The organism is Pseudoalteromonas sp. '520P1 No. 423', assembly GCF_001269985.1.
Classification (GTDB): Bacteria; Pseudomonadota; Gammaproteobacteria; order Enterobacterales; family Alteromonadaceae; genus Pseudoalteromonas.
Map to the genome: position 1 here is coordinate 842,834 of NZ_BBZB01000002.1, position 22,535 is coordinate 865,368.

The following is a 22,535-nucleotide window of genomic DNA, read 5'->3' on the forward strand; positions in this document are numbered from 1 at the left end:
ACCCTTTTCACCTTTATATTCTTTTAAATGACCTGCTAATTCAATAAGGTAGTTTAGTTAATCAACGGCACTCAAGTGGTACTCAGAATTAAAGCTGGCTAACAACCTTTGGCCATATTCATATGATTGCTTATAGCTTGTTAATATTTTAGCTCTAAAGAGCATAACTTTAAGACCTACATTAGAAGGGTTATGGTATATTGCTTCCTCAAGCATGCTGACTGCGCGACTAAGATCTAAATCAAAATTAAGGCTAATTAAGCCATAAAGGTAATAAATTTTTGCATTAGTTTTATCTAGCTTCCATGCAGTTACAAGCTCTTTCAATGCTTTGTTAGCAAAGTCTATTTGAGTTTTTTTATCTTCAATTTTTTTAGCAAGCGCAAAGTTTAACTGCGCTTTGGTGAAATATAGTTCTGACAAATCGGCATTTGTTTCGTTAACTTGTTGTAGCACATTACTTGCTTCATCATAAGCTTTATCAAGAATCAGTGTTTTTGCTTTACCTATAAAAGCTTTATTTTTTTGAGTTTCAAACGTGGATGCCTTATCAAAGTAAAATAATGACTGTTTTGTTTGTTCTCTAGAATACGCAAACTTTCCAAGCATTAAGTTAGTTTCACCTTGATTGAGCTTTTGCGTTTTTATGTGTACATCTTTTAAAAGTATTGATTTATTTAATGAGAACTTTCTAAATTTCCCTTCTTTCCAATAACTTTTTATTGCTCTATTAACTTTCTCTATTTTTAAATTAAAAGCAGATTCAAAAGCATGAATTTTGTCTTTTCCTTTGAGAAGGGCGCTAACATAATTATTTAATTGTGTTGAGTAGCTTTGTCCTTCTGGTAGTGCTCTGTTATTTAGATAAAAGGTTATCAACCAAGACTGCGCATAAAACATACCTAGGTCAGTGCGTGACCACTCAGACATGTCTCCTGGATTGATAATATCTTTAGCCGGTAACCATTTTTCATACTCTAACCAAGCTAACCTGCCTTTTTGAATAGCTCCTAAAATTAGTTTATCTTTTCCGATCTCGACACCACTTAGGTATTCTGCAGTGCCTTCTTCGAACCAGCGAGGAAAACTCGCTTCTCTTTGAGCATGAACATAATGCACATATTCATGTAAAATTGTGCTGATCATTTCTTGTGTTTTTTTATAATATCTAAGGTATATGACGTTTTTATCTAAATTATTATCGAAATATCCTCCTATATTCTTTGAAATATCAAAAAGGTGAGCTTCATCTTTGTTCATCACATAAATTTCTGTCGGAAAAGTATGTGTAATATTGTCTTTATTAGTTAAATTAATAAGTGTTCTAAATGCTTCTAAATTTTCTAAAATAGACTTATTTTCAGTTTCATTTAATTTACTATATAAAGTAAAGTTATTGGATTTGCTTTTGAGCCAGGGTTCAGATTGTAATTTTTCAATACTCGCACACCCTTGTATTAAATATAAAAGTAACAGAGTGACTAAAAATTTAAACATAATATCCCCAAAGAATTCAAAAATAATTATTACCAATGTAATTTATTTGTGAAAGGTAACATAACACCTAACTTTACTTAACGGAAGTTTTTGAAGGGGAAGTGTCTTTTTATTGTTTTAACTTGTAAGTTGTATTTTAAATCAATGCATTAAAGTCAATAATGAGAATTAATTACATTTAGTTATAAGTTAGACTAATTTACAATTTTTTTAGTGGAACTTAAAAGAATGTAAACATATTACGGACATTCTTCAGTTTGAAAAAATAAACTTACCTTTTTTAGGTACTGATGTTATTGTCTATTTTAAAAGTAATGATGCTTTTTAATGTTTAAACATTTTTATAAATAGATAAATAAGGATTATCATATGAAATTACTTAAAGCTTCTATCATCGCAGCTGCACTTACTATGACAACTGCAGCACCTGTGGCTTCAGCAGGAACAGGTTATTGGTACGTTTATGCAAGTAAAGTAAACGGATTTAGAACATGTGCGCAATATAGCCCAGGTTCAGGATGGTACAAAGCAAGCTCAACAGCTTATACAAGCCGAGGCGCATGTAATTACTACGGCAGATAAATTTTATTTATTAGCACAAAAGCTCTAAACGAAAACATGTTTATGAGCTTTTAAATTATTAATTAGATAGCACTTTTTGAACCTGTTTCTTAAGTGGTGGCAGCAATTCATCTTCAAACCAAGCATTTCGTTTTAACCAAATATTGTTTCGAGGACTAGGGTGAGGAAGAGGAATAACCTTAGGCCAAAATTCTTGCCAATTTTTTACATTTTCAGTGAGTTTTTTACTGGCATTGGGTAAGTGGTATGCATGGGCATATTGACCTATTACGATTGTGAGTTCTATATTTTTTAATTCAGCTAACAACTTAGATCGCCAAGTGATTGCACATTCTGCTCTTGGTGGTAAGTCTCCTGACTTACCTTTTCCGGGATAACAAAAACCCATAGGTAAAATGGCAAATTTTTTATCATCATAAAATTCGGTTTTATCTACACCTAACCACTGACGTAATCTATCACCACTGGCATCATCAAATGGAATACCACTTTGGTGTACTTTTAACCCAGGAGCTTGTCCTGCGATCAGTATTTTAGACTCATTACTAAGTTGAATAACTGGGCGAGGACCCAGTGATAAATGTGCTTCGCACAAAACACAGTTTTGAACTTGTGTTTTTAGGTGGCTAAGCATGTTTTAGTTCACTTAACATTTTAGATAACCGTTCTATTTTGAGATTTGATAATTGACGATAATCTAGGTAAGGACACACAATCAGCTTATTGCTTTTATCTATGGCGAACTCATCATCTAACCAAGTTAATTCAAGCTTTAATTTATCGGAGTTAATAAGTTCTTTAGCATAAGTTTTACCACAAATAATATGCAAAGAATCTGGGGTTTCTTTAATTATTGGCGGGCTAAATAATAGTGCAGTTTGAGTGTTGTTTTGTAATAAATAGTCATCTCTATATTGTTGCCATGTAAGTGAGTTCTTACAGTAATCAAAATCTTTTTTATTTAATGCAAATAATAACTTTGCATACACATTAAATACTTTACGCCAACCATTACCACATGCTTGGCCTATGGCATAAATCTCTCCTTGAGTTACTGGTAAAACAGAATCAAGATTTTGATATTCTGACATATTTGGCTGATTAGCGATATAAATAGCAAATTTAAAACTTGGGCAGCCAAAACCAATAGATGTTGTCATTTAAAGTCTTCAATTATAAATCATATTATGAATTATTTTAAATGATTGGTATTGCTAATCATACTTAAACATTCAATATATAATACGGTTCAAATTTGTATTTATAAATAATATGCTGGGTGTTATCTCAAATTATGCACACTTTAGCGCAAATGTACTTTTTGTATATCTAAGTGTTATACATTGAATTGTTTAGATATGATTTAAATAGATATGCCATTTCTGATGAAATATTGAGTTTACATGTGATGCAAATGCAAGAAACAAATAAAGAAAGTAGGCTTGAATTAGCGCCTAATACATTTTCAAATATTAATAGACAATTTTGGACTCTACAAATCGCTGGTTGGCTAGGTTATGCCATTGTTGTTTTTATTGCGATAGTGAGGCCGCAACTCGATGATCAGGGCTTTAACTTCTCTGGGCAAATCATTAATCTACTTGTAGAAACCTTGAGTGGTTTTGTTTTGTCTTATATTCAATGGTTACTTATTCGCCGTGTTGTTCACTTGCCATTAAATATTACATTAGCGCTCAGCTTTATTTTTGCGGCAATTTTAGGATTAGTTTATAACATCATAAAGCTCAGCTGTTATAAAGTGATTGTTTATAACCAACCATGGAATGAAGCATGGAATATGCTGGAATTTGGTGGTTGGTTATTGTTTTCTTTAACAACTATGTTTGTTTGGACAGCGATATTTTTTGTAATGCTCTATAACACGAGATTACAAAAAGAACATGAAATGTTATTACGAGCACAAACTGCTGCTAAAGATGCGCAATTACAAATGCTCAGATATCAACTTAATCCCCATTTTATGTTCAATACAATGAATGCGATATCTACTCTCATATATAAACATGATAATGATAAAGCTAATGAAATGCTGGATATGATCTGTGAGTTTTTCCGTTATACATTAGACAAAAATGATAAATCAAATACTAGTTTAAAAAAAGAAATAGAATTACTTGATCTTTATTTATCAATTGAAAAAGTCAGGTTTGGTGAGCGATTAAATATAAAAATGGATATTTGTTCATCTGTACTTAATGCACAAGTGCCCAGTATGCTGTTACAACCATTAGTAGAAAACGCAATCAAGTTTGCCATAGAGCCAAATAAACTGCCTGGCACCATTATTATTATGGCAAAGCATGAGCATGACCGATTAGTGCTAAAGATCATAGATGATGGGGAAGGTATAAAACCAAAATCGAAAGCTGGATTTGGTATTGGTCTAACAAATACTAAAGCACGCTTAGATGCGATGTTTAATAGTAACTATGAAATTAATATATCTCAAGGTGATAATAAAGGCACTGAGGTTTATATTTCAATTCCTTTTGAAAAGTGAGTGCATTAATGAATGAGCCAATTTTTAGCGCAATAATAGTTGATGATGAGCCGCTTGCTCTTGAAGGATTAAAATTACGGCTTGAAAAAATACCTCAAATAAATGTGATTGCCCAGGCAACTGATGGCGATCAAGCAATACAGCTGTGCCACGAATTATGTCCTGATATTTTGTTTTTAGATTTACAACTACCTGGTTTAAACGGGATTGAAGTGGTGCAAGTGCTTCAGTCTGATATTTTACCTATGATTGTATTTGTCAGCGCTTATGGAGAATATGCAATCGATGCTTTTGAATTAAATGCAATTGATTATGTATTAAAGCCAGCAAATCTAAGTCGGCTTAAAAAAACAGTTGAGCGGATTATACATAGGAGAAGCCCTCATCATACAGATAAAGAAAAATATAAGTTACTTAAAGCATTAGAAGAATCCTCTGGTTTGGCAATTTCAGAACTTGAAGAGTGGTTAGAAAGTGACTCTGAATTACCGACCAATTATTGCCAAGAATTAGTGATTAAAAATAGTGACAACGAAAAAGTATTTCTATCAGTAAAAGAGATCCGATGGATTGATGCTGCTGGTGATTATATGTGTGTTCATACCGCTAATGAAACCCATATAGTGCGTGTCACTATGAAAAAATTAGCAAATCAGTTAGATGAACGTATTTTTAAACGCATACATAAATCTACATTAGTTAATATCAATTGCATTAAGCGTATTCGTTCAATGCGTAATAATGAAAGTATTTTAGAACTAGGCGACGATATTCAATTAAAAGTGAGCCGTAATTATAGTAATGCTATCCAAGAGTTATTAGATTCTAAACAATTGTAATTATGATTTTTTATATGGAATATTTACTTACATAGCTTTTTTTGCTTTTCTGAATGTAGCTATTTAGGGGCTGTTGATCTTTGTTTGAATTTTGAGCGTAAGTAACAATCTAGTATAATTCACTTCGCCAAAACCAAACTAAACGAGATTGTCTGTGGCGAGATTGCTGCAGATAAATGTGATAATCCTCTGTGAATATTTATATGTTGCATGTTAGACCCTAAAAGATAATTATTATAACACCAAAGTAAATATTAATAATTCTCACTTACATTTTAATGTCTAGCAAGTTTACAATTGTTACAAATAAAAATAGGTTATTGCTCAGCAAAACAGATCGTCATACACAAGCCTGTGGGCATTATATTTTTTCATTAACTTGTGCTCTAATAGTTGCTAATGCTGTTTATCTGGTTTAAGGGCTTCATGATGTAACGGTAAAGTAAGTAAGGTAAAATATTATTAATATTGTTGGCACAATAATTTGTTAGGTGATTTTTGTTTGCATCCAATATGCACCTGGTTTCATTCTACTCGGTAAGTATATGAGAAGGCTTGTTTTAAGATCTGAAAATGGAATTTGCATAACGGGGTGCTGCTTCAGCTACACTGTAACCCTGGTCAGTCACAAGGGAAACTGCTGCCTCTTTAAACTCTTTAGTATAAGTTTTAACTTTTTATTTTGTCATAATACACCTCAATAATTGGATTATATTCGATTAATAAAGTGTCCTGTAGGATAAACCAGATCGGGGATACAGAGTTGGTCGGCAAAGTATTCTTCAATACGGTTATAAGGGAGTAATTGATATTGGGATAAGTAAACGGCATGCGCTTTCACAACAACGCCATACTGGATAGATGTCCTTGAGGTAACATGTCTCGGTCAACTGAAATGACTTCTATCTCATCGGGCGTCTCAGTCTGAGTCAGCGTTTTACCCGTTCGGCCTTTTTGTCCACCCGCTGGTTTATCTGATTTATCTTTAGTTTGTTTTTCTCGGTTAATATCTTTTGATGGCGCAATACGACTATTTTTACTGTTAAGTCCCAATTTACTGGCAGGATCGGTCAATAGCTAAAAAGGATCATTAGAAAATAATTTTCCCCTAGTGAATAGTTACTTTTAATCTAGATATTTTTAATACGAAACAGCCGCCTATAGATTACAGCTAACTCGAAAGACATCTTTAATATTCTTCTGTATAATCGATTTTATAGTAAGTAATAAAAGAATTAGTAAATATGTCCGTCAACGTGTATACGCCAAAGCAAACAACAACACTTGAAACACCAAAAAAAGAATTTGAAAAACAATCTTCTAATAGTGAATTTAATGAAGCAACTGGCTCTAAAGTCGGTTTTGTAAGCCTGGGTTGCCCAAAAAATTTAGTAGATTCTGAACGTATTCTCACGCAACTCCGTACTGAAGGATATGATGTAACTAATAGTTTTGATGATGCAGATTTAGTTATTGTTAATACTTGTGGTTTCATTGATTCAGCAGTGAAAGAGTCATTAGATACTATTGGAGAAGCGCTTTCAGAAAATGGTAAAGTGTTAGTGACTGGCTGTTTAGGAGCTAAAAAAGACGAAATAGTTGAACTGCACCCTAATGTATTAGGTGTAACAGGTCCACACGCTTATGATGAAGTATTAAGCCAAGTTCATGAACATGTTGCAAAACCTAAGTATAATCCTCATATTGATTTAGTACCTGATCATGGGATAAAGCTGACTCCTAAGCACTATGCTTATTTAAAAATATCAGAAGGTTGTAATCATCGTTGCACATTCTGCATCATACCTTCTATGCGTGGTGATTTAGATTCACGCCCTGTTGGCGATATCTTAGGGGAAGCAAAGCGTTTAGTTAATGCAGGAGTTAAAGAATTATTAGTCATTTCCCAAGATACTTCTGCGTATGGTGTCGATGTTAAGCATAAACTTGATTTTTATGAAGGTATGCCTGTTAAAACGCACATGCAGCAGTTATGTGAAGAGTTGGCAAAACAAGGTGTTTGGGTACGTTTGCATTATGTTTATCCTTATCCGCACGTAGATAAAATTATTCCATTAATGGCTGAAGGTAAAATACTTCCATATTTAGATATTCCATTTCAGCATGCTAACAAACGAATTCTTAAATTGATGAAACGTCCAGGTAGCTCAGATAGAGTATTAGAGCGCATTAATAAATGGCGTGAAATTTGTCCTGAGTTAGTTATCCGCTCTACATTTATAGTTGGCTTCCCAGGTGAAACAGAAGAAGAATTTAAAGAGTTATTAGATTTTTTAGAAGAAGCGCAATTAGATAGAGTTGGCTGTTTTAAATACTCACCTGTTGAAGGTGCTAAAGCGAATGACCTTCCAGATCCTGTACCTGAAGAAATTATGCAAGATCGTTTTGAACGCTTTATGTTAAAGCAGCAGGCTATAAGCCACGCTAAACTTCAAAAGCGTATAGGTCAAACTATGCAAGTTTTAATAGATGAAGTAGATACCGAAGGTGCGATTGGTCGTACTTATGCTGATGCCCCTGAAATAGATGGTGTTGTTTATTTAAATGGTGAAACATCGTTAAAATCAGGTGATATGGTTACCGTTAAGATTGCACATGCCGATGAATACGATTTATGGGGTGACTTAGTTTAATCTAAAACTAAGATTATTACTCATATTAGAAACGGTCTTATTGGCCGTTTTTTTTCATCTTCTGTTTTTTGACAGGTTTGATTTAATAGTAAAAACAGCTTAGTATTTGAATTTATGTGGAATTTTATATCTGTGATATCGTTTTTTAATCGGTTGTTAGTTTAAACCATTATATATGGGCTTTTATCTTTATAGCTAAAATACAAGATATCTAACCAAATAATAGCGTTTCAATAAATTAAGATCACTAAATTAAGACAGTCAAACTTGTTTCATTCTAATTGTAAAAAATTCATAAAAACGAGTAATTCTACCGGCTCGTTAGCAATAAAGGAGGCATTGGATATGGTATATCGTTTTACAAATAAGCACGCTTTTCGTCCTCTACTCGAGCCATTACTTTTATTATTAGTGTGTATTCCTTTTTTTATATTCAAAAATAGCATTCCTGATAACCTATGGGGTAAAGCTATCTTTTTGTTAGGAGCCATACCTTTTATAGTGATGTGGCTAATAGGTCGTGTGATTAAGGTAAAAAAATCACCTCAAAAATTAAGCGTTAATTTAGAGGCTAATACATTAACGATAGATTGCATTGAGTATAGCTTGAGTGATCTTCATTCATTATTTATATGGCAAAAAGACAGTCGCTTTGGTATCGACTTAGAAATGGCAAACGGATTAAAAATTCGAACATGTGTTGTTTACGAACTTAGTTCATCTTTCGATGAGTTAAAAACAAAAGTATTTGATTTTAATAAAATTGATATGTACTCATATGATGAGTGATAGTTTCAATCTAACTAATTGATTAATACAATTAAAATGTTTATTAAAAAAGCCCCTTTCGGGGCTTCGACAACAAATGATATTTTTTAATACGGGAAATATTAGAAAGTATATCGTGCAGTTAAAGACATGTATCGTGATGCTAAGCGGCGATTTGTTGTGCCCCATTCAGCATTAACAGCGTTACTATCTGAGTTAGCTTGATGTTTTTGGATATAAGAAGTCGCAGTATCTTCATTAAATAAGTTATAGATAGATGCTTTAAGACTTAAATTACCATCAAACATTTCTGTTTGGTAAAGTAATGATAAATCAATTTCTTTAGTCCAAGGCGTACGGCCAGCTGAACCACGTGGTGCAGGCTTACCATCAGCATCATAGAAAGAGGCATCATCATAGTAATAACTGATACAAGAATCCCAGATATTACCTTCAGCACAACGACCTTCATCAAATGGATGCCAGCTTAATTTACTTACAGGTGTACCTGAGTTTATGCGACTTGCAAAACCTAAAGATAAATCTTCCGTGATACGGTATGAACCACTTACTTTAAATGAATGGCGTCGATCATTTGGTAAATCACCACTACTGTGATCCATTAGATCGCCGTAATCATATGATGTAGTCCAACCTGGATCTGCTTGACCATTATCCGTTTTAACTAAACCTTCAGTATTACCCCAGCTGTGTGACCAAGTGTATGAAGAGTTAATTGTTAAGTCTTCTGTTACAGAACCATCTAAAGTAAATTCAAGAGAGCCATATTTTCTTTTTGGTGCTGGCAAATCTAATTCAGCTGCCGAGATATTGATGTTTTCTGGTGTACCGTCTTGGTCAAAGTCATAAACCATATTTAAATCAGCACCAGGATTTAGTAATACATAATAACCCCATTGACCAACTTCATCTGTTATACCATTTTCTTCAAACCATTTACGTAATACTGGACCTACATCTGTATCTTCTACAGAGCGTTTTAGTTCTCTGTAAGTAGCACGAACACCAAATGTCATATCACCATCAAATACTTCTTGTTGGTAACCTAAGGTAAATTCATCTGAATACATACTATCTAAGTTATCAGAAACAATTAGGTTAGGATCATCAATACCTGCTTGACGTACAAAAGTATCACGTAATGCACCACCGCGTGAGGGTGAACCATCAGCTAATAATATAGGTGTGCCATTTGCGTCTACATCGCCTAATTCATAATAACTTAACGTTTCTCTTTGTGTTGCACCTTGCTTGATATTCATATTGGCAGAAACAGGTTGGAAGTAGCGACCAAATGTTGCAAATACCTTAGCTGTGCCATCACCTGATACATCGTAAATTGCTTGTAAACGTGGTGCAATTTGGTTTTTGATATCTACATATTTACGGCCATCAGATACTGTGTTTGAAATATTTGAAACACGCACACCTAAGTTAAGCACTAATTCGTCATTAACTTGCCATGAATCTTGTGCGTAAAGTGCCATTGAAGATACTTTAGAATCTGTAAAAGTTGTACGAATACGTTGTTCTACATAATCTTCACCGCTTACTTGACCTGAACGGTCAGCTTCACCAGCAGTTGCAATTGTCCACCAACCTTTCGCATCACCCGCACCATTTTGTGTTTCAGCGTAGTTAACATCAATATCGTAACTGTCTAAACCAAATTTTAATGAGTGATCTTCAAGATCCCAATTTAAATCTATACGGAATTGATCACGAACATAAGTGCCATCAGTAATAGTACTTGAAGTATGATCACTTAATGTTACTGTTGAACCACTGCGTTCGTCATAAACTGAAGGTAACGGGCTCGTTGCGCTGTTATAATCTTTTTCTTTTGTTCTACCGGCTATCACATCAATCGAAATATCATCGGTTAATAAACCTGTATATTTAACGCCAAATACTTGGCCACCAGATTTTGTTTTATAATCGCCTTTATATTCACCGCGATCACTTGTTAGCGATTCATAACCATAAGTTTGTCCAGAACCATTATTTTCAAAGTTAATACCAGTAAATTCAACAGAATGGTTGTCATTTATATAATAGTCTAATTTTGCAAACCACTGATCTGAATCATCACTGCCATCATTTAATGTGGTTGTTTTAGCATTTTCATAATTATCTCTCTGCGGAGAAAATAAAGCATAAGCAAATAATTTATCGTCAATTAATGCGCCGCTTGCCCATATTCTTGCTTCATTGTAAGTTTCTTTATCATCTTCACTGGCACCGTAACCTGCAACAGTGCCATCAGATAACATTAAGTTACTATGTTGGCTTCTTGCAAAGTCAGGATCTGTTCTTAACTGCATACCAAATTCAAACTCATTACTACCTGATTTTGAAATAGCATTAACAATACCACCCATCGCGCCACCAAATTCAGGTTCAACACCACCATTTTTGATTTCAGTTTGTGCAATTGCTTCAAATGGTAAATCAAGAGAACCGATACCACGACGGATAGAAGTAACATTTAGACCATTAAGGTAATAACCGTTCTCAGCTGAAGATGCGCCACCAATACTTGCTGCATCGAATTCTGAGTTCGCGCCAGCACCTGGTGATAATAAAGCGATATTTTCAAAACCGTTATCAACCGGTAAATAGGCTAACTCATCACTTGTAACTGTAATTCCACCCGTTGAAGATGATGTATTTACTCTTGATATTTTACTACCTGATACTGCTATGCGCTCAATATCAGTACCATTTTGTACTAATAAACCGTTGTAAATGAAATCAGAACCAATTTTTACATGAACGTCTTGTTCTTGTAGTAGTTGATAGCCATCTTTTTCAATTGACATCGTCCAATGACCAATCGGTAACTTTCTTAAAACATAACTACCATCTTGATCGACTGTTATTTTTCGAGTTATGCCTTTGCCTTTATGTTTTAAAGTAATAACGGCGCCTGCTGCCATTTGATTATTACTTGTATTAACAATGCCTTGAACAACACCATTAAATGCGTCAGCAGCTAATGACGATAACGAACTCACCGATAACACTGCTGCCACAGCAAGTGCTGCTGCTTTTATTTTTAAATTATTATTTTTCATTTTAAGCTTCCCTAAAGCTAATTAGTATTTAGATATATTGTATACAATATATCTAAATGTGAATATATGTTACTAAGTGGTAACATGTAAAGCTTTTTTGTATATTTTTTGAAACGCTAAACTAAAATAAATGACTAAATGGGGACGTGTAAAACTATATGAATAGACTATTTAATATGCATGAATATTGCCTGTTAATAGTGTGTAATTCAGACTGTTTCAGAATGCAATTTAATCAATTTTGGGTATTAATTTCTTTGTTACTTTATTTTCTTTAAAAATCAGTTTTTTTATTAAAGTATTTAATATTTGTAACGATAACACCTAGTATGTTTATAGTGACAAATGTATTATACTTGTAACAAATTAATACGTTTACACTGGTTTTTAAGCCCTAACATTGCAAGAGAGTATTTTGAAGTTATTCGCAGCATGTAGTATTTGGCTTTTACTGATAAGTAGTTTTGTCCAAGCAAATGTGGTTTGGGATAAGGAAATCAATGAATTTAAGACTTCTTTTTCATTAGAGCACACAGATAATTTATATAATCAAACCTCAAATCAAGTGTCTGATAGTGCGGGGCGCCTCAGTGCAAATTATAAACTTTTAAGATTATTTGAAGGTTTTGCTGTATCTCTTCCTATTATGCTAAATCAAAAATCTTATTTAGAGCAGTCACAACTCAATGCTGTAGGATATTCTGTTTCACCTAATATACATTTCTTTTTATTAGAACAAGCTTCAGCTGATTTATTATTGAATAAATCAAAAAATGAAACTTTGTCAGGTCAAGAAGGAGCTGAGTTTGTAGATCAACCTGCATCTTTGATTACATTAAAAAATGATTTAGCTAAAATAGATTTAAATATTGGTCGAGATCATAAAAGTCAATTTTTAAATATAAGCCTTAGCTATAATCAAAGTGAACAAGGCATAAGTAGGTCTCAGTTAAGTCAAAATGAAACAAAAGCAATTTCGTCAACATACGGTCATCAGATCTCAGAAGACACCCACTTATTAGCCAATGTAAAATTAAGCCAAGGTAAACGCGCAGATAAAAATACTGACTTACAAGAGTTTGGAGCGGGTTTGAAAACTTTGGTAGGCGGTTCACATAACCTAAGTTTTATAGCAGGTATATTTAAGCGTGAAGGTGACTCAAGTAATGATGGGTATTATTGGCTAGCATCGGATAAATGGAGCATATCAGAACAAAACCATGTAAACATTTCTACTTCTCAGCGTTCCGAAATTTCATTCTCTAACGATACTTTGACTCAATTAAATACAGATTATCAATTAAATTGGTCGCATAAGTTATCTAAAACGCATTTGTTAAGTCTTATGTTGAAAAAACAAAAGAAAAGTTTTGAACAAACTTTTCGAGAATATAATAAAAACCTAGTGTCATTATCTTGGTCTTGGCGTGTTATTTCAGGAATGCAGCTTAATTCAAATGTACAGTTTCATAAAATAACAGACGCTCAATCAAGAAATGACAATAGAAAAATTAAGATAAATCAAACTAGCTTAAATATGGAGTTAGCATACACATGGTAAAATTTAGTCTGATAATTTTTATATGTAGCCTTGTATTTCCAGCTTATAGTTTAGGTATATCGCAAGGGTATGAATTTGGTCCGGGTGATAGCTTATCTATATCTGTATATCAAGAGAGTGATTTGGCTTATTCGGGGCAAATTAGCCAACAAGGGTTAGTTGATTTACCGCTTCTTGGTAGTGTTAATTTGAGTGGGTTGACACAAAAAGAAGCCAAATCTCATCTAGAGGGATTATTAAAAGACGGTTATTTAGTGTCACCGAGTGTTTCTATTCAAGTTTCAAGTTATCGTCCTTTTTTTATTTATGGAGAAGTGCGTAATCCTGGAAGTTATAAATATCAGCCTGATATCACATTGGAGCAAGTTATCGCACTTTCTGGTGGATTAAAAGACAGGGCATCGCGTAAAACATGGACAATTCAAAGAGGGATCGATAAGTCGACCTTTCTAGCAAAATCTTCAACAATTATTTTGCCTGGTGACGTGATCAAAATAGAAAAGAGTTTCTTTTAATTTATGGTTCAACAAGAAGCTAACTTTAAACCCATAGATGACGAAATAGATCTGGCTGATCTAATTTCGCTTTTTTGGATGAAAAAGTGGTTTATCTTAGTTGTCACATCCTCGGTATTTTTAACTGGCCTTGTTGTTATTGATAAAATGCCTGAAGTATATAGTTCTTCAACAACAATTATGGTTAAAGGTGAAAAAGCCAGTAATCCTCTTCAATCTTTGATGTCAGGTGTTTCTTCATCTAATGAAGAATTAGATACAACAATCAAGTTATTAAAATCAAAACAATTTGCAAAAGAAATTATATCGCGATTAGAAGATACTTCATCTTTATTACATACTGCAAAAAAACAAAAGTGGGATGAATTTCAACTTCAGAAAAATTTAAAAATTACTACTGTCTCTAAAACTAATATGTTGGAAATTGCTTATGAAAGTGAGTTTCCACAATTTACGGCATTAGTTGTTAATACCATAGCAAATAATTTTGTTAGCTATCAAGCAAATTTGATGCGTCATGATAATGAAAAAAGTGGTGATTGGATCAATTCTAAAATAGAAGATGTTAAAAACAAATTACTTGAAGAAGAAGATAACCTAAAGCAATACCGTACAGAAAATAATGTTGTGGATATAACAAGCTTAGTTGAGTTATCTAAGTTAGAAATTAGCCAATTATATAAAGAGTTAAGATTACTAAAGCTCGAACAAGAAAAGTTAAAACGTATAGATGATAAAATACAATCAGCGAAAGGCACACAAGGACATATTATGAACATTTTTGAAATTGCTAATTCAAAAATGATCCGAGCATTAACGCAACAAGAATCAACTCAGCAAGCTCAGCTATCACAAATTAAACTCAGATATTTACATAAACATCCAAAATATCAATATATTGAAAATAAAATTTTAGATACACAAGAACAAATAAAATCTGAAATTAACACTGTTATTAATAAATATGCTATTAGAATGAAAGAAGTTCAGCATTTAATAGACTCAATTCAACTAAAGTTAAAAGATGCCAATGCAAAATTAGAACAAGCGATCACTAAAAGAATTAACTTTGATAAAATTAAAAGAAATATAGATGCCAATATCACTTTATTAGCAACAATAACCGCTAAACAAAAAGAAGCTGAGCTATTAAATGATATTAATAGAGGCGGAGGGATAATCGTTGTTGATCCTGCAGTGATACCTAAACACCCAATTAAACCTAAAAAAGCTTTATTAGCAGTATTATCTTTAGTTATGGGTTTTATGCTTTCTGTATTACTTGTTGTGATTTTACATTTCTTTGCTGATGCACATCGTAAATTTAGGCAAATTGCACATCATTACGGTTATAAAGTTATTGGCGAGGTCCCAAAAGTACGACGTCGCGGTAAAAATAAGTCTCTACCAATTATTTCTGGTAATGGTAAGCAGTTTGATATTTATGAAGAATGTATTCGATCAATTCGTACTAAAATTTCTTTAGATAGAGAGCTTAACAAACAAAAATTAATCGCTATCAGCTCTTTAACACCTAATGAAGGTAAATCAAGTACCTGCTTACAATTAGCTAAATCATTTTCAGAATTAGAGAAGGTAATTATTATTGATGCGGATTTAAGGGACCCTTCAATTGCCGTTGCGCTTAATGAACCCAGGCACAGGCCCGGCTTAACAAATTTATTAGCACAAACTCATAGTTTTGATGAGTGTATTTTTAAAGATGAAAATATTAATGTAGATGTATTAGCTTCAGGTCTTAGACCAATGAATCCATTACTATTCTTATCTATGAAACGGTTTGAGAATCTGCTGATAGCGCTGCAAAATAAATATGATCGCGTGATATTAGAGTGTCCGCCTATTTTGTCGGTCAGTGATGCGCTTATGATAAGTAAACATGTGGGTGGTTTAACACTTGTTGTTGATATTCAAAAAAATTCAGTGGCTAAACTTAACCATGATTTAGAGCTATTAAACCAATCTGATACTAAAATTAATGGTGTAATATTAAACCGTGTAAAATATGATAAACAAAATTATTATTATGGTTCAACAAAAAGAGCTTAATAAATCTTCAACAGTATATAAACAAAAACTGTTCTGGCAAGTCATTTAATCGATACCCTGTGGCAAAGTTACTACATATGGGGAAGTTGCTAGATTTGCAGGGTTACCTGGATTAGCACGTTTTATAGGCGCTACATAAATCATTACCTGAGGGTTCTAAACTGCCTTGGCATCGCGTGTTAACGCACAATGGCGTATTTCATTTCCATTAGATAGCGAGAGCTATAAAACACAATTTGCATTACTTGTAGACGAAGGGATTCATTTTAATAATGAAAAAATTAATCTTAAACTCTATCTTTGGTGTCTTTAGTTTTTTATCAGCGTAATATTTTCTAAAAAACTTCAAAAATTTTTAAACCTTTTCAATATCAGTTACGACTAAGTATGTATTAAAGATTTAAATCATGATTAATTTTGATTTAAATTCCTAGATTTTTAAAGGGGCTCCAATGACAGATATTACATATTTATTTATTTTACTCATGCTTCCAGTTGTAAGCATGGCGGGGTGTTACCTAGGGTTTGAGTTAACAAAAGCATTATTTTCCCGCGCATTTCCCTATTTTAGAGAAAATATGTAATTTAATTATGTTTTTCATTAAAAAAGTTTACTTTAGCTATTGCTAACTCTTTAAAAATACATAAATATAGGTCCAACAAAAGCTTAAAATAATAAAGATAGGAATTCTAAAGATGAACAAATCTCAATTAGTTGACAAAATCGCAGAAGATGCAGAAATTTCAAAAGCAGCAGCAAGTCGCGCGCTTGACGCATTTACTGGCGCTGTATCTGATTCTTTAAAAGAAGGTAATTCAGTTGCTTTAGTTGGTTTTGGTACATTCTCAGTAAAAGAGCGTGCAGCAAGAACGGGTCGTAATCCACAGACAGGTGCTGAAATCCAAATAGCAGCTGCTAATGTTCCTGGCTTCAAAGCCGGTAAAACATTAAAAGACACTGTTAACGCTTAATAATTAATTTATTAAATTTAAAAAGGCTTGATTATATCAAGCCTTTTTTTGTCTTTATTTTGTGGGTTATACCAATTCTATTAAGAAACCCGTAATGCTTTATCTCCTCGGTTTAAACCAAGTGCGCCAGATCTGACAACTTCAATAACATCCGTTTCATTTTTTAAAGAATCAATAAAAGAAGCGAGCTTTTCTGTACTACTTACCAACTGCAATGTATAAGTCGATTTTCCCATGTCTAGAATTGAACCTCCAAATACATCCGTAACACGCGTTACAGCAGCTCTTGCCTTTTCATTAGCCGCAGTTACTTTTATGAGTATTAATTCTCGCTCGATGTGACTGACTTCGGTTAAATCAATTATTTTTAATACATCTACAAGTTTATTAACTTGTTTAGTAATTTGTTCTAGAATTTTTTCACTGCCTTGTGTTGTAATCGTAATTCTTGAAATTGATTTATCATCAGTGGTTCCGACAGTCAAACTATCAATGTTATAAGCACGTTGTGAAAATAGTCCAATAATACGTGAAAGTGCACCTGGTTCATTTTCTAAAATAATGGATAAAATACGACGCATTATGCTTTTACTCCTTTCTTAAGCCACATATCATCAATAGCACCTGTTTTTATTTGCATTGGGTATACATGCTCTGTTTCATCTATATTAATATCTAAAAATACTAATCTATCTTTAATTGACATAGCTTTAGCTAATGCCGGCTCTAACTCGTCAATATGATCAACTCGAATACCAACATGCCCATAACTTTCAGCTAATTTAACAAAATCAGGAAGTGATTCCATATAAGAAAATGAATGTCGGCCAGAATAAACCATATCTTGCCATTGTCTTACCATGCCTAAAGAGCGGTTATTAAGTGATACTATTTTTACGGGTAATCCATACTGCATACACGTTGATAATTCTTGGATATTCATTTGAATAGAACCATCACCCGTTACAACAACAGATTCCTTATCTGGGAACGCCAGTTTAACACCCATAGCAGCAGGTAAACCAAAGCCCATCGTGCCTAAACCACCTGAATTAATCCATTGTCTCGGTTTCGCAAATGGATAATACTGTGCTGCAAACATTTGGTGTTGGCCGACATCTGAGCTGATATAAGCTTCGCCATTGGTCACTTTATATAAGGTTTCAATGACTGTTTGTGGCTTAATTTTGTCAGAGTCCTTTGAATAACTCATGCATTTTTGATCTCGCCAGTTATTAATTTGGCGCCACCAATCTTCTTGTGCTGCACGGTCTATTTGTATATCACTACTATCAATTTCAGTTTGTAGCTGGTCAAATACTGTTTTAAGGTCGCCTACAACGGGAACATGCGCATGAATTGTTTTAGATATGGAAGTCGGATCAACATCAACATGTACAATTGTTGCATGTGGACAAAATTTATTTACATTATTGGTAACACGATCGTCAAATCGCACACCTAACGCTAATATTACATCAGCACCCGCCATTGCTTTATTTGCTTCAAGCGAGCCATGCATTCCTAACATGCCAACAAAATTAGGATGAGTTCCATCGATACCACCTAAGCCCATAAGTGTATTTGTAATAGGTGCGTTCAAAGACTCTACTAAGTGTGTTAGTTGCTCTGCAGTATCTGATAATACAACACCACCACCAGAGTAAATGACTAACTTTTTGGCATTTAAAACTGCGTTAACTGCTTTTTTTATTTGTTTTGGATGTCCTTTATTTGTAGGGTTATATGAGCGCATTTTTATATTTTCAGGCATCTCAAAATCAAACTTCAATTCAGGATTTAAAATATCCTTCGGTAGCTCAACTACGACAGGGCCAGGTCGACCAGACTTAGCTAAATAAAAAGCTTTAGCTACGATCTCTGGGATCTTATGGGCATCTCTACAGTTAAAGCTATGTTTTACGATTGGGCGTGAACAACCAACAATATCGGTTTCTTGAAATGCATCATCTCCAATTAAACTTGTAGGCACTTGGCCAGATAATACAACCATAGGGATAGAGTCCATATAAGCTGTTGCTATGCCGGTTACACAGTTTGTTGCGCCAGGGCCTGAAGTGGCTAATATAACACCTACTTCACCTGTTGCACGTGAGTAGCCATCTGCCATATGTGTTGCGGCTTGTTCGTGACGAACTAAAATATGTTTTACGTCATCCTGTACAAAGAGTGCATCATATATATCTAAAACAGATCCTCCAGGATAGCCAAAAATATACTCTGTATTTAATTCTTTTAGGGCTCTAATTAACAATGCCGCCCCTGACATTTTTTGATCACTCATTTTAATTCCTCATTCCCTAAAATTAGGCAAAAAAAAACCTCCGTTAGATGCGGAGGCTTTATTCATTCATTAGCTTTTCACATCAACAAGACTCTGGTAGCACTAAAGTGACCAGGACGAGAATGTTGATAAGAATAAATGCTAATTTCATGTTTAAATACTATTAAATTTTAATTAACGTATTTTTATGTTTTTTTCACTCTAATGTCAAGTAAGTTTTCAAAATGAATAGATAATGTTTTAATTGTTGCCATTCATATCTTATAGGGATAAATTATGCGCTGTAATATTAATTGAATTATTTATGCTACTCTGGCTATTTTGAGTATAAAAAACCCTTTGTACTAGTTATTAAGGGTTATCGTATTTAAACTATAATCTTTCTATTACAGATGGTGTGAAATCAGTTGTACTGTGACTTCCGCCTGCAATATCTGGAGAACTTCCATGAACGGTTTCAAAAATTGCAATATCTTCGCCTATGTTAGCACCTGGTGCCATGCCTAAACCACCCAATAAACCAGCACATAAATCTGATAAAATATCACCAAATAGATTTACGTCAAATTCTTCAGGTGTCATTACAAGCTTCATACCAGTTGCATCAACAATCATTTAAGTTGATTTAATCTGAGAATACTTTTGTGCTTTTTCTCTGGCGATTTTAAGGAATAAACCTGAAGTAGATTTAAGAATATTTGCTTTGTGAACTGTGGTTAATTTTTTTCTGTTTTCCCTACCCATGAATAAATGCCTGTGAATTTCCACGTACATTAATGATATCTATATTATCATAACGTGCTTTGGTACCAATAAATGAGTTTACAGGTCTGACATTTGCGAATAAATTGAATTTTTTTCTTAAGGTTACATTTATTGAAGTAAAACCTTCGCCTTTTATTACTGTTATGGTTCGCTTAGCCATTAAACATCCTTTAAATTGGAATAAAGATTTAAAGTATACTTATAACGACTCAGGGGGTTTTTTAGTTACTTTTTGCTTTTGTTAATAGTTAAATTAATTCACATCTATTCGATTACAGAAGTTTTGTTCTAATAAAGTATTCAGATACCTATCAATACTTTCAAGTTTTAAACTTTTCACTGCCTTGGCGATAAACTCATTGGTGTAAGCATCAAAATCATAATCTGGTTCGTAAATTTGATTAATACAAAGTAGGGCTAAACCTAAACAATATAAATGATTGGAAGGTTTTGATATTGAATCACGTGCTGATTTTTTTTTCAGAGCACTGATAGCGTCAAGCCATTCTTTAGACATGTTATTTTGAATATTGGCTGTTGAATGATCTGATACAGTTTTAATACCTAAAAGTGTTTCTATTAAAAAAGGAGAGTCTAGATTTAAATCATTTTTGCTAACACTTAGCGTATGTATTTGGTTGTTTTTTTCAGCTAAAATAAGATAACAATAATTTAAAATGCATAAGCTTGCTTCTTCAGGTAGAAAATCATAAATTTCCTGTGCTGCCTGCTCACATGCTAGTATGAGTGATTGCACTTTATTCTTTAAATTAAACGATTGAGCAATGCCTAAGGCATCTAATTGTAACTCTAATATTATTTTTAGTATTAATAGAGGTGTACGATTTGCCCCTAACATCATGATAGCGTGACGTATTGAACCTATAAGCTGTTCTGTTCTATTTGCTTTTGAAGCAAGTAAACATAATGAGTGTGAAATATAAGGATAGTTATTTAATAACTCACATAATTCTTCAACCGAATGGTTATTTTTAGCATTAAGACTGCTTTTTAGTAATTCAATATTGTCTAATGGTACTTTGCAGCTTAAAGTTTCTTTGATTAAGAGTTCATTCTTTGAGGTAATATTTGCCAAAGCCTCAAACCATATTTTAAATATAACACCCTGATCATAACAAATATGCTGTACACGATTCTGCTGTGTCTGATCTTTTGTTAAAGAAAAGCGCCCTTTGCTTGAGTTCTCAGCCTCTGGGATCGTAAAACATAAGTTAATAATGTTATCTTTTTTATAGAATTGTCCAATATGATAGCAATCTGGCTTAGTACTGATTTTAGTACCGGGCATAACACAAGGTAAATAATTTAAAAGCTTCTTTAAAATAGTTTGTACATTAGACTGATCGCAACTTATATATAAAGTGGAAATAGCAGCGGTTAAGCTTTTTGCTTTATTGTTTTTTGCTAATGTAATTTCTTTTGATATTAGTGTTGAAATACTAATGATGAGTGTATTGATATCAATTAATGCGCTTTGGTTTTTTCCTAAAATTACTTGCTTATATAATGTTAGATTATTAAATACGGTGTGTATTATTCCTTGTGGTATTTGAGCATAGTTCATTAACTTGAGTGCCAGGGTATTACGAAGTTTATAAAGCTTCAATCCTTGAGATGATATTTTTTGATTAGACGCAATGGCATTATTTTCTTTTTGAATGCATATATACTGGCATAAACACGCTGAAATGAGTTGCTGGCGTATAACGTGATTGATACCTAAACTATGACAAATACATAATACGATGATGATTTGGTTAATAACAAGGTTTGTTGTATAACCTTGTTTTTCCAAATAAAAACTGAGCCTAGCTTGCATTGCATTTGGATTTAACTCATAAAATTGATCAAACTTTTCAGATAAGAGGCTAATTGTTGGAAAGATACTTTTCCATTTATCTTTGTGATAATACAAACCTAATAAAGTTTGTGTTTCACTGACTAAAATAACAAGCTCTTTGGCTGATAATTTATTCATGTGAAATATTTTCGTATGCTTTATCAGCGCCAGGTCCCCAAGCAATGAGTAAATTATTTTTAAACATTAAACCTGTACACTCATCTACTGTTGTGATGCCATCTGATTTCATATGCTGAGTACGGTAATACAAAATTTGATATGTATCAGTAGGGGTTTTCTTTGCAAAAGTCAGATCTGGAGATCCTAAAGTTTCGATAACGGTATCAGAATATCTTGGATTTTTAAGCTTTAAATTAGAAATGAAGCGTTTATTGTATGACTGGCGATCTTGCCAATTCATGGTTGCAGGGTCATCTTTATAAAACAACATCACTGAAGCAGCTAAAACCGCGTAAACACCTAAGCCTAATAAAATGTATCGAAAAATCTTTTTTGTCATAAGTTTT

General features: G+C 33.2%; 21 protein-coding genes and 1 pseudogene. 11 read left to right on the top strand and 11 right to left on the bottom strand.

What is annotated here, in order from left to right:
* Nucleotides 1-57 precede the first annotated feature (57 nt).
* On the bottom strand, nt 58-1,497 hold the full coding sequence (locus PSA_RS22185; protein WP_042148506.1) for a DUF1570 domain-containing protein: 1,440 nt from the start codon (nt 1,495-1,497) through the stop codon (nt 58-60).
* Between the two features lie 369 nt (nt 1,498-1,866).
* Here PSA_RS22185 and PSA_RS22190 point away from each other — a divergent pair, with 369 nt between their 5' ends.
* Complete coding sequence (locus PSA_RS22190) at nt 1,867-2,079, top strand: hypothetical protein (protein WP_042148502.1); 213 nt, start codon at nt 1,867-1,869, stop codon at nt 2,077-2,079.
* 58 nt (nt 2,080-2,137) lie between these two features.
* On the opposite strand, the gene PSA_RS22195 is transcribed toward PSA_RS22190, so the two are convergent.
* Both PSA_RS22195 and PSA_RS22200 read right to left on the bottom strand, forming a co-directional pair.
* On the bottom strand, nt 2,138-2,713 hold the full coding sequence (locus tag PSA_RS22195; protein WP_042148499.1) for a uracil-DNA glycosylase family protein: 576 nt from the start codon (nt 2,711-2,713) through the stop codon (nt 2,138-2,140).
* On the bottom strand, nt 2,706-3,239 hold the full coding sequence (locus PSA_RS22200; protein ID WP_042148496.1) for a hypothetical protein: 534 nt from the start codon (nt 3,237-3,239) through the stop codon (nt 2,706-2,708). The genes PSA_RS22195 and PSA_RS22200 overlap by 8 nt, the downstream gene beginning before the upstream one ends.
* Before the next feature lie 173 nt (nt 3,240-3,412).
* On the opposite strand from PSA_RS22200, the gene PSA_RS22205 reads away from it, so the two are divergent.
* Entirely contained in the window at nt 3,413-4,600 is a 1,188-nt protein-coding gene (locus PSA_RS22205; RefSeq protein ID WP_231665489.1) for a sensor histidine kinase, read from the top strand.
* An 8-nt stretch (nt 4,601-4,608) separates the two neighbouring features.
* Entirely contained in the window at nt 4,609-5,439 is an 831-nt protein-coding gene (locus PSA_RS22210; protein ID WP_042148564.1) for a LytTR family DNA-binding domain-containing protein, read from the top strand.
* 837 nt (nt 5,440-6,276) lie between these two features.
* Here PSA_RS22210 and PSA_RS22215 read toward each other — a convergent pair.
* On the bottom strand, nt 6,277-6,513 hold the full coding sequence (locus PSA_RS22215; RefSeq protein WP_042148492.1) for a hypothetical protein: 237 nt from the start codon (nt 6,511-6,513) through the stop codon (nt 6,277-6,279).
* A 170-nt stretch (nt 6,514-6,683) separates the two neighbouring features.
* Here PSA_RS22215 and rimO point away from each other — a divergent pair, with 170 nt between their 5' ends.
* Nucleotides 6,684-8,093: a 30S ribosomal protein S12 methylthiotransferase RimO gene (gene rimO / locus PSA_RS22220; RefSeq protein WP_042148489.1), complete on the top strand. Its 1,410-nt coding sequence runs from the start codon at nt 6,684-6,686 to the stop codon at nt 8,091-8,093.
* A 345-nt stretch (nt 8,094-8,438) separates the two neighbouring features.
* Nucleotides 8,439-8,882, top strand: a complete 444-nt coding sequence (locus PSA_RS22225) for a hypothetical protein (protein ID WP_042148486.1) — start codon at nt 8,439-8,441, stop codon at nt 8,880-8,882.
* Between the two features lie 101 nt (nt 8,883-8,983).
* Here PSA_RS22225 and PSA_RS22230 read toward each other — a convergent pair whose 3' ends face one another.
* Nucleotides 8,984-11,959: a TonB-dependent receptor gene (locus PSA_RS22230; RefSeq protein ID WP_042148484.1), complete on the bottom strand. Its 2,976-nt coding sequence runs from the start codon at nt 11,957-11,959 to the stop codon at nt 8,984-8,986.
* A 415-nt stretch (nt 11,960-12,374) separates the two neighbouring features.
* On the opposite strand from PSA_RS22230, the gene PSA_RS22235 reads away from it, so the two are divergent.
* The 6 genes from PSA_RS22235 (at nt 12,375) to PSA_RS22250 (ending at nt 17,077) form a co-directional block, all read left to right on the top strand.
* A complete protein-coding gene (locus PSA_RS22235; protein ID WP_042148481.1) occupies nt 12,375-13,520 on the top strand; it encodes a hypothetical protein in 1,146 nt (381 codons plus the stop codon).
* Nucleotides 13,514-14,035, top strand: a complete 522-nt coding sequence (locus PSA_RS22240; protein ID WP_042148478.1) for a polysaccharide biosynthesis/export family protein — start codon at nt 13,514-13,516, stop codon at nt 14,033-14,035. Before PSA_RS22235 ends, PSA_RS22240 begins: the two co-directional genes overlap by 7 nt.
* A 3-nt stretch (nt 14,036-14,038) precedes the next feature.
* The gene (locus PSA_RS22245; RefSeq protein WP_042148475.1) at nt 14,039-16,105 is read left to right on the top strand and encodes a polysaccharide biosynthesis tyrosine autokinase; all 2,067 of its coding nucleotides are present in this window, start codon (nt 14,039-14,041) and stop codon (nt 16,103-16,105) included.
* A 52-nt stretch (nt 16,106-16,157) separates the two neighbouring features.
* Nucleotides 16,158-16,244: an MGMT family protein gene (locus PSA_RS26955; protein WP_269432886.1), complete on the top strand. Its 87-nt coding sequence runs from the start codon at nt 16,158-16,160 to the stop codon at nt 16,242-16,244.
* 313 nt (nt 16,245-16,557) lie between these two features.
* On the top strand, nt 16,558-16,689 hold the full coding sequence (locus PSA_RS26960) for a hypothetical protein (RefSeq protein WP_269432870.1): 132 nt from the start codon (nt 16,558-16,560) through the stop codon (nt 16,687-16,689).
* A 112-nt stretch (nt 16,690-16,801) separates the two neighbouring features.
* Nucleotides 16,802-17,077, top strand: coding sequence for an HU family DNA-binding protein (locus PSA_RS22250; protein WP_042148472.1), 276 nt, complete (start codon nt 16,802-16,804; stop codon nt 17,075-17,077).
* Nucleotides 17,078-17,157: 80 nt separating this feature from the next.
* Here the strand turns inward: PSA_RS22250 and ilvN are convergent, their stop codons facing one another.
* The 6 genes and pseudogenes from ilvN to PSA_RS22280 form a co-directional block, all read right to left on the bottom strand.
* Nucleotides 17,158-17,658, bottom strand: a complete 501-nt coding sequence (gene ilvN / locus PSA_RS22255) for an acetolactate synthase small subunit (protein ID WP_042148469.1) — start codon at nt 17,656-17,658, stop codon at nt 17,158-17,160.
* Complete coding sequence (locus PSA_RS22260; protein WP_042148466.1) at nt 17,658-19,382, bottom strand: acetolactate synthase 3 large subunit; 1,725 nt, start codon at nt 19,380-19,382, stop codon at nt 17,658-17,660. The genes ilvN and PSA_RS22260 overlap by 1 nt, the downstream gene beginning before the upstream one ends.
* Before the next feature lie 423 nt (nt 19,383-19,805).
* Nucleotides 19,806-19,940, bottom strand: a pseudogene (locus PSA_RS27390) (isocitrate/isopropylmalate family dehydrogenase); the annotation flags it as partial.
* Nucleotides 19,941-20,118: 178 nt separating this feature from the next.
* Nucleotides 20,119-20,307 carry an isocitrate/isopropylmalate family dehydrogenase gene (locus PSA_RS27395; RefSeq protein WP_052380107.1) on the bottom strand — a complete coding sequence of 63 codons (189 nt, stop codon included), beginning with the start codon at nt 20,305-20,307 and terminating at the stop codon, nt 20,119-20,121.
* Nucleotides 20,308-20,400: 93 nt separating this feature from the next.
* Nucleotides 20,401-22,146: a hypothetical protein gene (locus tag PSA_RS22275; RefSeq protein WP_042148463.1), complete on the bottom strand. Its 1,746-nt coding sequence runs from the start codon at nt 22,144-22,146 to the stop codon at nt 20,401-20,403.
* Nucleotides 22,139-22,528: a DUF3192 domain-containing protein gene (locus tag PSA_RS22280; RefSeq protein WP_042148460.1), complete on the bottom strand. Its 390-nt coding sequence runs from the start codon at nt 22,526-22,528 to the stop codon at nt 22,139-22,141. The genes PSA_RS22275 and PSA_RS22280 overlap by 8 nt, the downstream gene beginning before the upstream one ends.
* Nucleotides 22,529-22,535: the final 7 nt, after the last annotated feature.